This is a genomic window from Nocardia sp. NPDC046763, assembly GCF_040645495.1.
Lineage (GTDB): Bacteria > Actinomycetota > Actinomycetes > Mycobacteriales > Mycobacteriaceae > Nocardia.
Window position 1 is genome coordinate 88,506 of sequence record NZ_JBEYYI010000006.1, and the last position, 14,770, is coordinate 103,275.

Sequence of the window (14,770 nt, forward strand, 5' to 3'; positions counted from 1 at the left end):
GACCTACTGCTTGTAGGTCGCCAGGAAACGTCCGATGCGCTCGATGATGGCCTCGAGCTCATCGGCGTGCGGCAGCGTCACGATCCGGAAGTGGTCGGGGCGTGGCCAATTGAAGCCGGTGCCCTGCACGATGTGGATCTTCTCGCGCAGCAGCAGATCCAGCACGAACTGCTCGTCGTCGTGGATCCGGTACATGTCGAGGTCGATGCGCGGGAAGGCGTACAGCGCGCCCCGGGGCTTCACGCACGAGATGCCCGGGATGGCGTTGAGCGCCTCCCACGCACGGTCGCGCTGCTCGCGCAGGCGGCCGCCGGGCAGGGTGAGGTCGTAGATGCTCTGATGTCCGCCGAGCGCGGCCTGAATCGCCTGCTGCGCAGGGACATTCGCGCACAGCCGGAGACCCGCCAGCATGGTCAGGCCCTCGAGATAGTTCTCGGCGTGCTCGATCGGGCCCGATACCGCCAGCCAGCCACCGCGGAATCCGGCGGCGCGGTAGGACTTGGAGAGCCCGGAGAAGGTGAGGCACAACAGATCCGGGGCCAGCGCGGCGGTGGCGGTGTGGGTCAGGCCGTCGTAGAGGATCTTGTCGTAGATCTCGTCGGAGAACACCACCAGGTTGTGACGGCGGGCGATCTCCAGCATCTGGCGCACCACCTCGGGCGAATACACAGCGCCCGTAGGGTTGTTCGGGTTGATGATGACCAGCGCCCGGGTGCGGTCGGTGATCTTGGACTCGATATCGGCCAGGTCCGGCATCCAGTCCGAGCCCTCGTCGCAGATGTAGTGCACGGGCCGGCCGCCGTTGAGCGCGGTGGCGGCGGTCCAGAGCGGGAAATCCGGTGCGGGAACCAGGACTTCGTCGCCGTTCTCCAGCAGCGCGGTCATGGCCATCATGATGAGCTCGGAGACGCCGTTACCCAGGAAGACCTGTTCGACGTCGAGCTCGGACAGTCCGAGCGTCTGGTAGTACTGCACCACCGCGCGCCGCGCCGAGAGCAGGCCCTTGGAGGTCGAGTAGCCGCTGGACTGCGGCAGGTTGCGCACCATGTCCTGAAGCAGTTCGGCGGGCGCCTCGAAGCCGAAGGTCAGCGGGTTGCCGGTATTGAGCTTCACGACGTGATGCCCCTCCGCCTCCAGCCGTGCGGCGTGCTCGGCGACCGGCCCGCGGATCTCGTAGGACACGCCCGCCAGCTTGCTCGACTGCTTCACCTGCATCAAACGACCCCTTCTCGGTGTGGTTGCCGCACACTCTACTTGGAAATTCCAAGTTTGCACTTGGTATTTCCAACTTGTTGGTTAGAGTGGAATCGTGACACGCCGAAGCTACGACCACTACTGCACCGTCAGCCGCGCCCTCGACATCGTCGGCGACCGGTGGAACCTGCTGGTGGTCCGCGAATTGTGTTCGGGCCCGCGCCGATACAGCGACCTGTTCGCCGACCTGCCCGGCATCAGCACCGACGTGCTGGCCGCCCGGCTCAAGGACCTCGAGCGTGACGGGATTCTCACCAAACGCCGCGTCGGCCCCCGCGCCGGGACCGCGGTCTACGAACTCACCGACTCCGGCGCGGCGCTGCGGCCGGTGCTGGACTCGCTATCGACCTGGGGCGCGGCACAACTCGGCGAGCAGCGCGCGACCGACGCCGTGCGGGCGCACTGGTTCGCGCTCCCCCTCGGACATGCCGTGGCCGAGCTGGTGCCCGCCGGCACCGTCACGGTCCGCATCGGCGAGACCGCCTTCCACTACGTGATCACCGAATCCGGCCTCACCCATCACGACGGCCCGGCCGCCGCGCCGGATCTGGAGATCCGGCTGGAGCTGGCCGCGGCGAGCGAGATCGCCACCGGCGCCCGCTCGCTCGCCGCCACCCTCGACCAGGCGACCGGAACCGGGCAACCGGTCGCCTGAACCGCGTCACGCCTCGTCGACGCGGTGACGTCAGGTGCTCGGCGGCCGTCGGTAGCATCGGCTGGGTTGTGCCCGCATCGATCGAGGAGGAATCCGTGACCAGCGAGAACGCCATCGGCACGATCACGATCATCGGCTCCGGCAGTGCCAGTGCCACGCCGGACATCATGCGGGTGTCGATCTCGGTGGAGACACACGCCGATACCGTGGCCACCGCCTACGCGCGGGCCGGGGAACGCGCCGACGCGGTGATCTCGTCACTGCGCGCGGACGGCGTGGCGGGTCGCGACATCACGACCAGCGGGCTCACGGTGCGCGCGGAAACCGTATGGGCCGAAGGGAATCGGGAGAAGCTGGTCGGCTATATCGCGGGCACCGCACTGACGGTCACGCTGCGCGAGATCGGCGGACCCGGCGGGGAGGCGAAACCCGCCGCCGACGGCGGGCCCGCCGCGATCATCGCGCACGCCGTCGACGCGGGCGGCGACGATGTACGCCTGGGCGGGCTGACGCTGACCGTCGCCGACGAGGAGAGCCTCATGGTCCGCGCCCGCGACGCCGCCTGGGACCACGCACTGGGCAAGGCCGAGCAGTACGCGTTCCGGGCAAGCCGCAGGCTGGGATCGGTCATCGAGATCACCGAGAACGTATCCGGTCCCGCGCCCGCACCGCGAATCGCGTTCGCCGCCAACAAGGTGGCCGCTCCGGGCGGCGCGGTGCCGGTGGAGCTCGGCGAGAGCGAGCTGTCCACCAGCGTCCGGATCACCTGGCAGTTGATCTGAACCTCAGAGCTCGACCTGCGCCAGCAGGGAACCGGCGCGCACGGCGGTGAGCTGAATGCGAAACCGGGTGGCGTCCGCCCGGGTTCGATGCGGGAACGGGTCCCCGACAACCATCCCGCGCAGATCGTGCAGCAGCCGCGTGCCCTGCGCGATGGTGAGGCGGCCGGTGTCCACCAGGTGCCGCACATTGCGGCCGCCGTCCGGATCACCGGTCCCCGCCGCATACGCCGTCACCTGCTGCAACGCCGACCGCAGCCGCTTCTCGCACGCCGGGAACCGGCCGCGCTCATAGTGTTCGACCGCCTTCCGCAGGTGATCCAGCGCCGTCTGCTGGCCGCGCACCTCGAGCTCGGTCTCCAATAGCGCCACCTGCCCGGCCAGCCGCACCGGCAGCCACGCCGTGGGTTTCAGGCGACATCGCACCCTCGCCTCCGTCCCGGCACCGATCACCCGGTCGATCTTCATCCGGTAACCGTCCTCGAGCAGCGCCGTGCGCAGCGCCGGCATCCACGCCGGAAGGCTCTTGCGCGCCAGGGACTCTCCCTGCAGGAACCGCGCCACCGTCACCTCGACCAGATCCAGCAGCGCCCGATCCGCCTCCGCGTTCCCGCCCAGCGCCGCCAGCCGCGCCCCGTACACCGGCGTCACCAGCCGCCCCCAGTAGCTGTCGGCGTTCACCCACAACTCGACGCCGTACTCCGGCCGCTTGAGATCCACCCCCAGCAGCAATGCCTCGAGCGAGTGGAACCGCGACTGATCCCCATAGATCAGCTCCACCACCGACGCCACAGTCGGATCCGACAACGTAGTCATGGGCAACATCTTGGCGCACACCCAAACCGCCCGCGCCCCAACCCATCCCCTCGACCCGACGCACCACACCGAGGACCTCGTCAGCGCTCCAGGACCGAGATGCACTCGACGTGGTGGGTGCCGGGGAAGGCATCGAAGACGCGCAGGTCCACCGGCTGGTAGCCGGCGGCGCGGTAGAGACCGATGTCCCGAGCGAAAGCGGCTGGGTCGCAACCGATGTGGATGATGCGGCGCGGGGAACGCTCACTCAGCGCGTTGATCACGTCCTTGCCCGCGCCCGCGCGCGGCGGGTCGAGCACGACGACATCCGGTGCGGCATCCGGCTGTTCGTGAATCCACCGCTCGACACGTTCGACGGTCAGGTCCACCCACGGCAGATCCCGCAGCGCGGCACGCCCTTCAGCAACCGCGGTGCGCGCGAACTCGACGCCGTGCACCATCCCGGTCACGCCGACCTGCTCCGCCAGCCGCGCGGCGAACACGCCCACACCGCAGTACAGGTCCCAGACCAGCGCCCCGGGCGCGCAGTCGGCCCACTCCGCCACCACATCCGAATAGCACTGCGCCGCACCGTAATGCGGCTGCCAGAACCCGGTCGCCGACAGCTCCCACCGCCGCTCGCCCACGTACTGCACCGCCCGGCCACTGCCATCGACCACGCGCTCGGTCCGCGCGCTGTGCGCCGCCGCCCGCCGCGCGGCGGTACTGCGCCGATCACCCCCGCCGCGCCGACCGGAACCCCCTGCCCCATCGCCTCTTTCACGACGCCCGCGCGGACCGCCCTCCTCCGCCCCGGCCGGAGCCAGCTCGACGAGATGCCGCACCCCGTCCCCGTCCACGGCCACGGCCAGATCCGCCCCGGGCGTCCACACCCGCTCGCCGATCCCCGCCATGGCCCCCGCCATCGGCTGCGGGCACCGCAGATCCGCGATCACCTCGGTGCTCCGATACCGGTGCACCCCGGCCCGCCCCTCCGCGTCCACCACCAGCCGCACCCGGCTCCGCCACCCGGCGGTATACGACCCCGCCGGAGGCTCGCCGCCCTGCGTCGTCTCCCCGGCACCGGGACGAGCGATGAGCGCACGCGCCGAGGGCGTCGACACTCCGCCGATTCGACCCGGCGGGACGCTCGTGCCCGGGGTCGGGCGCGGGGCCGTCGCGGCGGGCTCGGCGCGACCGCCGAGCAGAGTCGAACCGAGGTTGGTCGTCACGCTGCCGAGCCGCCCGGGATGGCCGAGGTCCGGGATCGGTGCACCGAGCGAGGTTCCTTGTGCCACACCACGAATCGCCAGTCCGGGCGGTGCCGGGATCGGTTCGACGGCGAAGTCCGGTTCCCAGTCGGCGAGGCGGCGCAGCTGCTCGGCCACGACCTGGCGTTTGAGTTCGCGCTGGGCCACGGGGGTGGCGAAGGTGAAGTCGCAGCAGCCGGCGCCGCCCGGGCCGGAGACCGGGCAGGTGGCGGGGACGCGGTCGGGCGAGGCGTCGAGGATCTCGATGGCGTCGGCACGGCAGAAGGAGCCGCCGCGGTCCTCGGTGACCAGAGCGCGGACCAGTTCACCGGGCAGGCCGTGGCGGACGAACAGGACGCGGCCCTCGTGACGGGCCACGCAGAAACCACCGTGGCCGGGCGGGCCCAAGCGGACCTCGAAGACCTCTCCGTACCAATCGGATCCGGCGCTCATGCCTCGTCTCCGAATCCGCGGCGCACCGAACCGGGCGCATCGATCAACCGGCCGGGCCGGGCCCGGCCCGCCGAGGAGGACAGCTGCCAGGGCACGCTGGTCACCATGACGCCGGGCTCGAACAGCAGGCGGCCCTTCAGCCGCAGCGCACTCTGGTTGTGCAGCAACTGCTCCCACCAGCGGCCGACCACGTATTCGGGGATGAACACGGTCACCACGTCACGCGGGGAGTCCGTGCGCACTCGCTTCACGTAATCCACCACCGGCTTGGTGATCTCACGGTACGGGGACTCGATCACCTTGAGCGTCACCGCGACATCGCTGTGCTCCCACTCCCGCACCAGCGCCCGGGTGTCGGGTTCGTCGACGTTCACCGTGATGGCCTCGAGCGTGTCGGGCCGGGTCGCGCGGGCGTAGGCCAGGGCGCGCTTGGTTGGCAGGTGCAGCTTGGACACCAGCACGATGGAGTGCGTGCGACTGGGCAACACGCCGTCCCACTCGGACTCGTCCAGCTCTTGCGACACCGTGTCGTAGTGGCGGCGAATGAGTTTCATCAGCCCGAAGATGGCCGCCATGGTGACGATGGCGATCCACGCGCCCGCCAGGAACTTGGTGACCAGCACGATGAGCAGCACGGTCGCGGTCATGGAGAGGCCGATGGCGTTGATCACCCGCGACCGCTTCATCCGCGCCCGCACCGCCGGATCGGCCTCGGTGCGCAGCAGTCGCGTCCAATGCCGCAGCATGCCGGTCTGACTCAGCACGAACGACACGAACACACCCACGATGTAGAGCTGGATCAGGCGCGTCACCTCCGCGCCGAACAACACCACGAAGGCGATGGCCGCGCCCGCCAGGAACAGGATGCCGTTGCTGAACGCCAGCCGATCACCGCGGGTGTGCAGCTGCCGCGGCAGGAAACGGTCCTGCGCCAGAATCGAACCCAGCACCGGGAAGCCGTTGAAGGCGGTATTGGCCGCCAGCACCAGGATCAGCGCGGTGACGATGGTGATGAAGTAGAAGCCGGGCTGGAATCCGGAGAACACCGCGCCCGCCAGCTGCGCCACCAGCGTCTTCTGCTCGTATCCGGCGGGTGCGCCGATCAGGTCGTCGGTGTTGTGCGCGTACACGATGCCGACCTTCCGGGCGAGCACGATCATGCCCATGAACAGCGTCACCGCGATACAGCCGAGCAGCAGCAGAGTCGTCGCGGCATTGCGGGACTTGGGTTTGCGGAACGCGGGCACGCCATTGCTGATCGCCTCGACACCGGTCAGCGCCGCACAACCGGAGGAGAACGCACGCGCGAGGAGGAACACGAACGCCAGCCCGAACAGATGCTCGTCCTCGGCCTTCAGGCCGAAGCCGTACGACTCGGCCTGCACGGTCTGCCCCAGGCCGATCCGGGTGAAGCCCCAGATGAGCATGACGAACATGCCGATCATGAAGGCGTAGGTGGGAATCGCGAAGGCCGTACCCGATTCCCGCACGCCGCGCAGATTGATCGCGGTGAGGATCACGATCGCCGAGACCGCGAACAGCACCTTGTGGGTGGCGACGAACGGCACCGCCGACCCGATATTGGAAGCCGCCGACGAAATCGACACCGCCACCGTGAGCACGTAGTCCACCAGCAGCGCGCTGCCGACGGTCAATCCCGCGGTAGCGCCGAGGTTCTTGGTCGCGACCTCGTAATCGCCGCCGCCCGAGGGGTAGGCGTGCACGTTCTGGCGGTAGCTGGCAACCACCACGGCCATCACCAGTGCGACCGCCAGACCGATCCACGGCGCGTAGGCGTAGGCCGACAGTCCGGCCACCGACAGCACCAGAAAGATCTCCTCCGGCGCGTATGCCACCGAGGACAACGCGTCCGAGGCGAATACCGGGAGCGCGATCCGCTTGGGCAGCAACGTATGCCCGAGAGAATCACTGCGGAATGGGCGGCCGACCAGCATGCGCTTGGCGGCCGTCGTCAACTTCGACACTCCAGCCAGCATAAGGCAGGGCGCGAGTGACCGTGTTCGGGGCGCGACCTCACCGTCGTAGGGTGGCGGGTACGGGCTGTGAGGTTTCCCGGTTCCGGTTTGAATGCCGTCCGGAGGGGGAAAGTGCCCGCAGTGAAGCTTGAACGGTACGGTTGCGACCCGAGCAAGCAACCAGACCGCACACCATGGTTTTCGGGAATGAGGTTCGTACGTTGTACGTCGTGATCATGGGGTGTGGGCGGGTCGGCTCCTCGCTCGCCCGCGCCCTCGTCCGCATCGGCCACGAGGTCGCGGTGATCGATCAGAACTCGAGCGCCTTCCTGCGGCTCGGCCGCGAATTTCCCGGTTCGTGCATCACCGGCGTCGGCTTCGATCGAGATGTCTTGACCCGCGCCGGAATCGAGCGCGCGGGCGCCTTCGCCGCGGTGTCCTCCGGCGACAACTCCAACATCATCTCCGCGCGCGTGGCCCGCGAGACCTTCGGCGTGGAACGCGTGGTGGCCCGCATCTATGACGCCAAGCGCGCCGCGGTGTACGAGCGACTCGGCATCCCCACCATCGCCACCGTGCCCTGGACCACCGACCGCTTCCTGCGCGCCCTGGTCGCCGACCAGTCGACCACCACCTGGCGTGACCCCACCGGCACCGTCGCGGTCACCGAACTCGTCCTGCACGAGAACTGGTACGGGCGTTCGGTGCATTCGCTCGAGGACGCGATCGGCGCGCGGGTGGCCTTCATCATCCGCTTCGGACAGGGCGTACTGCCCAACGGCAAGTCCATGCTGCAGGCCGACGACCTGGTCTATGTCGCCGCCACCTCCGGCACCGTCGGCGAGGCCGTCGCACTGGCCGCCAATCCCCCCGCTATCGAGGACTGATCGTGAAAGAAGCCCGAGCATGAAGGTAGCCATCGCCGGCGCCGGAGCCGTCGGCCGCTCCATCGCCCAGGAACTCCTGCGTGGCGGCCATCAGGTCATGCTGCTGGAACGCCGCCTCGACCACATCGACCCCACCAGCGCGCCCTCCGCGGTCTGGACCCACGCCGACGCCTGCGAACTCGAAACCCTCGAAGAGGCCGGGCTGGAAACCTACGACGTGGTCATCGCCGCCACCGGCGACGACAAGGTGAACCTGGTGTTCAGTCTGCTGGCCAAGACCGAATTCGGCGTGGGGCGTGTGGTGGCCCGGGTCAACGACCCCCGCAACGAGTGGCTGTTCGACTCGTCATGGGGGGTTGACGTCGCGGTCTCCACCCCGCGCCTGCTCGCCTCCCTGGTCGAGGAGGCCGTCTCGGTGGGCGACCTGGTCCGGCTGATGACCCTGCGACAGGGGCAGGCCAACCTGGTCGAGATCACGTTGCCCACCGACACCCCCTTGGCGGGCAAGGCCGTTCGCACCCTCACCCTGCCCCGCGACGCCGCCCTGGTCACCATCCTCCGCGGCGGCCGCGTCATCGTCCCGCAGGCCGACGACCCCCTGGAAGGCGAGGACGAGCTGCTGTTCGTTGCCTCGGTCGAAGCCGAGGACGAGCTGCGCAAAGCGCTCGGCGTCAACGGGTTCAACAGCACAGCCGACGCTCCGGCCTGACTGCGCGACGACCACCGATCCGGACACAACAATGGGCCGGGCGCACCCCCTGCGCCCGGCCCACTCGCCGTTGTCCACACCGAACCGTCAGGACGCCACCCGCAGTTCGGCCCGCAGCCGGTTCAGCGCGCGATGCTGCATGACCCGCACCACGCCAGGGCTGGTGCCGATGGCCTCGGCGGTCTCCGCCGCCGTCCACCCCAGCACGATCCGCATGACCAGCACCTCACGGTGGGTCGAGGACAGCACCTGCATGAGATCGCGTGTCGCCCGGCGGGTTTCCATCGCCAGCGCCCGCTCCTCGGGTCCCGCCTCGTTCATCGGCGCGTCCGGGAACTCCGCGACCGGGTAGGCCGGGTGCAGCTGCGCCCGCCGGAACGCGTCGGCCACCTTGTTCGCCGAGATGCCGTAGACGAACGCCAGGAACGACTTGCCCTGATCCCGGTAGCGCGGGATGGCCTGCACCGTCGCCAGGCAGATCTCCTGCGCCACATCGTCCGCGGTCACGTGCAGGTGACCCGCGCCGCCCATGCGCGCCGCGCAGTAGCGGCGCACCAGCGGATACACGATCTTGAGAATCTCCGAGACCGCGGCCCGGTCACCGGCGGCGGCCGGGCCGATCAGCTGCTCCAATTCCGCTGCGGCGCGCCGGGACTCCGACGTCGCCACACTTCCTGCTTTGCCTCCCCGCCCCGCCGGGTGCCGGCGCGAGGCTGCCGTCTGCACCGCGGTCCCGAGACCCTCGCCCCGGTCCTGCGCCGCCACTGCCTTGCCGTCGGTAACCAACTCCGCGATCCTTTCTCCGAATGAGCTGCTGAGAGCTTCTGAGAAAGATCGTGCTCGCCGGAGGCCCGCCGAAATAGGTACCCCAGGGGTGGGTTGGTCACCCCCTTTCGTCCCCCAATGGCCCCGAAGGTGTTGCGCCCCTGACAGCTAGCGCGATAAGGGCCCGATCGGGCGGTTGTCTAGCCCGCGGATTCGGGGGCTTTGGCGGCCGAGGAGGGCAGATGGCCCGCCTTGCGCACCGCCCAGAAGGTCACCAGCGCCGCCACCGCGGTCAGCGGCCAGCCCATGGCGATGCGCGCCACGGCCAGCAGACCGGTGCTGTTGGCGTCGTAGAGGTGGTTCTGCACCAGGTAGCGGGCCACGAACACCACCGCCCACACCGCGGTCGCGATGTCGTAGAGCCGCATGACGCGCTTGTCGGAACGCCACTCGGTGCCGTGCCCGTTCAACGCACCCCAGATCACGCCCGCCAACGGCCAGCGCACCACCAGCGACATCAGGAACACGCCGCCGTAGACCAGGCTGGCGTAGATGCCGAACAGGAAGAAGCCCTTGGCCTCACCCATCCGGTAGGCGATGAACGCGCACACGCCCACCCCGAGGAATCCGGAGATGGCCGGCTGGATCGGACCGCGGCGCACCAGGCGCCACACCAGGATCGCCGCGGCCACGCCCAGCGACGCCCAGATGGCGGCGGTCAGCCCACGCAGCGAATTCACCGGCACGAACACCAGCACCGGCAGCGAGGAGTAGATCAGGCCGCTGAGGCCACCCATCTGCTCGAGCAGCGTCTGCTCGGGTTCCTGCTCACCCTCGTCGTCCCGGGCCGCGAGCTCGGCGTCGACCAGCGCCTGCATGTCCTCGTCCAGCAGCGCGTGGTCCATGCGCAGTGGCGGTTCGTCGCCCGAGACGGCATTGAGCTGGACCGTGGGCGGATCGAACGGGGCAGGCGCGCCGAAGGACTCGGTGCGATCACGGCCCTGGTCGCCGCTGCTGGTGGGGTTCGGCATGAGTGTCAGGAGTTCCCGCGGAGTTCGTAGTAGGGGTTGTAGATGACCTTGCCGCCGTCGCGTTCGCCGACCCGGCCTCGGACCAGGATACGACGGCCCGGTTCGATTCCCGGAATGCGACGCCGCCCGATGAACACCAGCGCCACACTGTCGGTGCCGTCGAAGAACTCGGCCTCCACCTCGGCGCCCGCCGACTTGGGACAGGCCGCGACACTGCGGAGCCGGCCAAGCATGGTGACTTCTTCACCGCGCCGGCACTCCGATGCCCGGCACGCCCCCGACGCCTCCGACGTGTCGGCGAGCTCCTCGGCATCCAAACGATCCAGGTCCTCTGTCAGGCGCCGGCCGAGCCGCCGGAAATAGCCCGACGGGGTGTCCTTCCCACCCGCGGATGGCATCTCGCACGCTCTCCTGTAGAGCTCTACGGCGTGGGTCTCACGTCGTTCGTTCCTTCCACGGCGCCCGGCGGTCTGCCACCCGGCCGCCAGTGGCCGTACCTCCGCCACTGTAGATGGGACGGCCTGTACCCGCCACGCACGCCCGTCACCAGTACTCTCGATCGATGCCCGATCTACCACGTCCGGCGGTCGCCGTCGCCCTGCCCGGAACCGGCTCCGACGCCCATTTCGTCCGCCGCGCCTTCGGATCCGCCTGCGCCGCACTGGATCTGCCGTTCCTGGCGGTCGACCCGGACCCGCGCGGGGTGATCGACAGCTACCGCAGCGCCCTGGACGCCGCCGCGCGCTCGGGCCCCGTGCTGATCGCGGGCATCTCGCTGGGTGCGGCCGTCGCCGTCGACTGGGCCGCGCACCACCCGGAGTCGGTGTACGGCGTGGTCGCCGCTCTTCCCGCCTGGACCGGCGCCGACACCACCGGCTGCCCCGCCGCCCTGAGCGCCGCCGCCACCGCCGCCCAGCTGCGCGCGGACGGCCTCGACGCCGTCCTGACCCGCATGCGCGAGTCCAGCCCCGCCTGGCTGGCCGAGGCCCTCACCCGCTCCTGGACCTCCCAGTGGCCTGAGCTGCCCGCCGCCCTGGACGAGGCCGCCGCCTACCGCTGGCCCGAACCCGAGGTCCTGGCCGCCGTCACCGCCCCCGTCGAGATCATCGGCGCGATCGACGATCCCGTCCACCCCTTCGTCGTCGCCGAACGCTGGACCACGCTGCTCCCGCACGCCACCCTGCACTCGATCACCCTCGACGAACTGGGCGCGGACCCGTCGGTCCTCGGCGCCCGGGGGATCAACGCCCTGCTCCCCCGCCGCATCCCCACCCCCTGACCGGAATCCGTCACAACGCCCGTCCGTGACTGCGGTGGGTCGTGCCCACGACAGCCCGGCGGCCGCGCTGCGTACCTTCATGGCGCTGACAGCGAAACGGGGCTCCGCCACAGTGGCGGATCCCCGTTTCGATTGTCGTGCAGCCGAATCCGGGCAGACCGGTCCGGACCGTCCGGTCAGTTCAGGCCGAGCTGCTGCATGGCCGAGCCCTCCGCGCCGCGACGCGGTTCGGAGGGCGCCTGCTCGGGCTGGAAGGCCGGGCCGCCCTGCATGGCGGCCATCTGGGCCTGCATGGCCTGCTGCTGGGCGGCCAGCTGCTGCTGGTGGGCGGCGGCGAGCTGGTCGGCCAGCTCCTGGGGCAGGACCACCGGCAGCGGTTCACGCACCGGCAGCGGCTCGTCCCCGCGGCGCACCACGGTCTCGCTCATGACCGCGCGAGCCGCGGCCACCAGCGGGGTGTTCTCGTCGGCCGCACCGGTCGGACCGGCCGCGACCAGGCGCACCATCCAGCGGTAGCCGTCCACGCCGATGAAGCGCAGATCCGCGCCCTGGGTCACGGCGTGCAGCTCACGGCCCCACGGACCCTGCACCACCGACACCTGCGCGCCGTCCTTGCGCAGCGTCTCGGCCAGATCGGCTGCCACCGAACGCCATTGGCCCGAGGTCTTGGGAGCGGCATAGGCCGCCACCGTGATCCGGCCGTGCTGGGTGGCCAGGTGCACCGCCTGGGGCGCGCCTTCGGGGGTCATCTCGACCTGCAGCTGCCCGCCCGGCGGCACCGGCACGATGACCGAGCCCAGATCCAGGCGCTGCTCGGCGATCGACTCGAGCCGGTCGGCGACGTCCTCGTAGTCGTAGGGACCGGTCTCCGGGCCGCGGGCCGCGGGTTCGTCGAACTCCTCGAATTCGTCTGCCGCGTAGCCGGTCTCGTCGTACTCGTCCGCGTCCTCGTACTCGTCGTACTCGTCGTCGTACTGCGACGCGTCGTCTCTGTCGCCGCCCTTGTTCTTCTTGCGTCCGAACACCATCGTCATGCCTCCTTGCCGGTCGCCTGACCCGCCCCACCGGACTGCGCGGACAGGCTGGCGTGCCCACCGCTGGATCCGTATCCTCCTGCGCCGCGTGCGGTGTCGTCGAGCGCCTCGACCTCCACGAAGTCCACCAATTCGACCTTCTGCACCAGCAACTGCGCGATGCGGTCACCGCGGCGGAGCTCGATGGCCGTGCGCGGATCGTGATTGATCAGGCACACCTTGATCTCACCGCGGTAGCCCGCGTCGACCGTGCCGGGGGTATTGACAACTGACAGTCCCGCCTTCGCCGCCAGGCCCGACCGCGGGTGGATCAGCCCGACCGTGCCGATCGGGAGCGCCACCGCGACGCCGGTGCCGACGAGCACCCGCTCCCCCGGTTCGATGATGACGTCCTCGGTGGTGCACAGGTCCACGCCGGCGTCGCCCTCGTGGGCACGCGTCGGTACGGGGATGCCGGGATCGAGCCGCAGCAGGGGAATAGGTGGAATACCGGTCACGTAGGCCGAGCCTACGCGTTCACCCTCTCGGTCATTGACCTAGTCTGATGTCGTGTCCGACCAGCCCCCTCAGGTGACCATGGATCCCAAGCAGCAGACCGAGCCCCTCTACACCGAGCGCCTCTGGGTGCCGCTGTGGTGGTGGCCCGTCGCGCTCGTCGTGACGGGGCTGCTGGCAGCCGAAATCCACATGGGCGCACCGGGAGTGCGGGCCTGGCTGCCGTACGTGCTGCTGTTCCCCGTCCCCGTGTGGGTGCTGCTGTGGTTCTCCCGCCATCGCGTGGAAGTGGCTCCCGACGACGCCGGTGTCCCGGAACTACGCACCGATCGCGCCCATTTGCCCGCGACCTTCGTCAAGCGCGCCGCGCCGGTGCCGACCAGTGCGAAAAGCGCGGCGCTGGGCCGACAGCTCGACCCCGCCGCGTTCGTCCAGCATCGGGCCTGGATCGGGCCCCTGGTGTTGCTCGTGCTCGATGATCCGGATGATCCGACGCCGTACTGGCTGGTCAGTACGCGTCATCCGGAACGCATCATCACGGCCCTCGGCCTGAAGAACGCGGCCGAGCAATCCTGATTCATCGAGGTCTCGCGCCCTGCTGCGAAGAGATCTTTCCGCCCTGCCTCGCACTGGGTTTTCCGCGCAGCCCCGTCCGGTCCGCGCTCGGCGGACCGAGCGCGGGCTGACGGATTACGCTCCGGGACCGTGCCTTACGCGGCGCAGTCCATGCAGATCAGCTGACCGCCGGACTCGCTGGCCAGTCGGCTGCGGTGGTGCACCAGGAAGCAGCTCGAACACGTGAATTCGTCCGCCTGCTTCGGGATGACCCGGACCGAGAGCACTTCCTCGGAAAGGTCCGCGCCGGGAAGCTCGAACGATTCCGCGGTATCGGATTCGTCGATATCCACGACGGCGGACGCGGCTTCGTTGCGGCGAGCCTTCAGCTCCTCCAGCGAGTCCTCCGACACATCGTCGGATTCATTGCGCCGCGGTGCGTCATAGTCGGTTGCCATGTCGTCTTCCCCTCGTCCTTACTCCGTATATCCCGGACCGGCACCCTCCTGACCGGCTCCTGGCAGGAGCCGGATCGGGTGGGATGCCGCCCCGCCCGTGGTGTACGTCACGCGTACACCGGTCACAGATCCGAGCCGGATACTCCTCATCCGCACCGGATCGCGCTCGGTCAACGCAGGACATGCCCTTGTTGTTCCCGAAATCGAACCCCAGTTTCACCTGGCTTGTACGATCTGGGCCGCCAGACAATAGCGGACCCCGGGACAAAAGTCGCAATCAAAACCCCTGCGAGTTGAAACTGAGGGGTAATCGTCACCGACAAGGGAACTCTTCGAGATCTTCCCGGCATCGTCCGAGACCTCCCCGCCACACCCAACGGCCGACTTGCCGTAGC

The 14,770-nt window shown here is 69.5% G+C and carries 16 protein-coding genes; 6 read left to right on the plus strand and 10 right to left on the minus strand.

What is annotated here, in order from left to right; genetic code table 11:
* Positions 1-3: 3 nt before the first annotated feature.
* Positions 4-1,215 (minus strand): pyridoxal phosphate-dependent aminotransferase, encoded by a 1,212-nt coding sequence (locus tag ABZ909_RS11985; protein WP_356998060.1) that lies wholly within the window; start codon positions 1,213-1,215, stop codon positions 4-6.
* 94 nt (positions 1,216-1,309) lie between these two features.
* Here ABZ909_RS11985 and ABZ909_RS11990 point away from each other — a divergent pair, with 94 nt between their 5' ends.
* A complete protein-coding gene (locus ABZ909_RS11990) occupies positions 1,310-1,909 on the plus strand; it encodes a helix-turn-helix domain-containing protein (RefSeq protein ID WP_356998061.1) in 600 nt (199 codons plus the stop codon).
* Between the two features lie 95 nt (positions 1,910-2,004).
* Positions 2,005-2,691, plus strand: coding sequence for an SIMPL domain-containing protein (locus ABZ909_RS11995; RefSeq protein ID WP_356998062.1), 687 nt, complete (start codon positions 2,005-2,007; stop codon positions 2,689-2,691).
* A 3-nt stretch (positions 2,692-2,694) separates the two neighbouring features.
* Here ABZ909_RS11995 and ABZ909_RS12000 read toward each other — a convergent pair whose 3' ends face one another.
* From ABZ909_RS12000 to ABZ909_RS12010, 3 genes are all read right to left on the minus strand, one after another.
* Positions 2,695-3,504 carry a hypothetical protein gene (locus tag ABZ909_RS12000; RefSeq protein WP_356998064.1) on the minus strand — a complete coding sequence of 270 codons (810 nt, stop codon included), beginning with the start codon at positions 3,502-3,504 and terminating at the stop codon, positions 2,695-2,697.
* A gap of 80 nt (positions 3,505-3,584) precedes the next feature.
* A complete protein-coding gene (locus ABZ909_RS12005) occupies positions 3,585-5,186 on the minus strand; it encodes a TRAM domain-containing protein (protein WP_356998066.1) in 1,602 nt (533 codons plus the stop codon).
* A complete protein-coding gene (locus tag ABZ909_RS12010; RefSeq protein ID WP_356998068.1) occupies positions 5,183-7,171 on the minus strand; it encodes an APC family permease in 1,989 nt (662 codons plus the stop codon). The genes ABZ909_RS12005 and ABZ909_RS12010 overlap by 4 nt, the downstream gene beginning before the upstream one ends.
* Positions 7,172-7,383: 212 nt before the next feature.
* Here ABZ909_RS12010 and ABZ909_RS12015 point away from each other — a divergent pair, with 212 nt between their 5' ends.
* The gene (locus ABZ909_RS12015) at positions 7,384-8,049 is read left to right on the plus strand and encodes a TrkA family potassium uptake protein (RefSeq protein ID WP_356998521.1); all 666 of its coding nucleotides are present in this window, start codon (positions 7,384-7,386) and stop codon (positions 8,047-8,049) included.
* A gap of 19 nt (positions 8,050-8,068) precedes the next feature.
* A complete protein-coding gene (locus tag ABZ909_RS12020; RefSeq protein ID WP_356998070.1) occupies positions 8,069-8,758 on the plus strand; it encodes a TrkA family potassium uptake protein in 690 nt (229 codons plus the stop codon).
* An 87-nt stretch (positions 8,759-8,845) separates the two neighbouring features.
* On the opposite strand, the gene ABZ909_RS12025 is transcribed toward ABZ909_RS12020, so the two are convergent.
* The 3 genes from ABZ909_RS12025 to ABZ909_RS12035 form a co-directional block, all read right to left on the minus strand.
* On the minus strand, positions 8,846-9,427 hold the full coding sequence (locus ABZ909_RS12025) for a sigma-70 family RNA polymerase sigma factor (protein ID WP_356998072.1): 582 nt from the start codon (positions 9,425-9,427) through the stop codon (positions 8,846-8,848).
* A gap of 296 nt (positions 9,428-9,723) precedes the next feature.
* Positions 9,724-10,401, minus strand: a complete 678-nt coding sequence (locus ABZ909_RS12030) for a DUF3159 domain-containing protein (RefSeq protein WP_356998523.1) — start codon at positions 10,399-10,401, stop codon at positions 9,724-9,726.
* A gap of 158 nt (positions 10,402-10,559) precedes the next feature.
* Positions 10,560-10,952, minus strand: a complete 393-nt coding sequence (locus tag ABZ909_RS12035; protein ID WP_356998074.1) for an OB-fold nucleic acid binding domain-containing protein — start codon at positions 10,950-10,952, stop codon at positions 10,560-10,562.
* A gap of 164 nt (positions 10,953-11,116) precedes the next feature.
* Here ABZ909_RS12035 and ABZ909_RS12040 point away from each other — a divergent pair, with 164 nt between their 5' ends.
* Entirely contained in the window at positions 11,117-11,833 is a 717-nt protein-coding gene (locus ABZ909_RS12040; protein ID WP_356998076.1) for an alpha/beta hydrolase, read from the plus strand.
* Positions 11,834-12,009: 176 nt separating this feature from the next.
* On the opposite strand, the gene ABZ909_RS12045 is transcribed toward ABZ909_RS12040, so the two are convergent.
* Both ABZ909_RS12045 and dut read right to left on the minus strand, forming a co-directional pair.
* Positions 12,010-12,867, minus strand: a complete 858-nt coding sequence (locus ABZ909_RS12045; protein WP_356998078.1) for a DUF3710 domain-containing protein — start codon at positions 12,865-12,867, stop codon at positions 12,010-12,012.
* Complete coding sequence (gene dut / locus ABZ909_RS12050; protein ID WP_356998079.1) at positions 12,864-13,364, minus strand: dUTP diphosphatase; 501 nt, start codon at positions 13,362-13,364, stop codon at positions 12,864-12,866. Before dut ends, ABZ909_RS12045 begins: the two co-directional genes overlap by 4 nt.
* Positions 13,365-13,443: 79 nt before the next feature.
* Here dut and ABZ909_RS12055 point away from each other — a divergent pair, with 79 nt between their 5' ends.
* Complete coding sequence (locus ABZ909_RS12055) at positions 13,444-13,938, plus strand: DUF3093 domain-containing protein (RefSeq protein WP_356998524.1); 495 nt, start codon at positions 13,444-13,446, stop codon at positions 13,936-13,938.
* Positions 13,939-14,072: 134 nt separating this feature from the next.
* Here the strand turns inward: ABZ909_RS12055 and ABZ909_RS12060 are convergent, their stop codons facing one another.
* On the minus strand, positions 14,073-14,375 hold the full coding sequence (locus ABZ909_RS12060) for a DUF4193 domain-containing protein (protein ID WP_356998080.1): 303 nt from the start codon (positions 14,373-14,375) through the stop codon (positions 14,073-14,075).
* Positions 14,376-14,770: the final 395 nt, after the last annotated feature.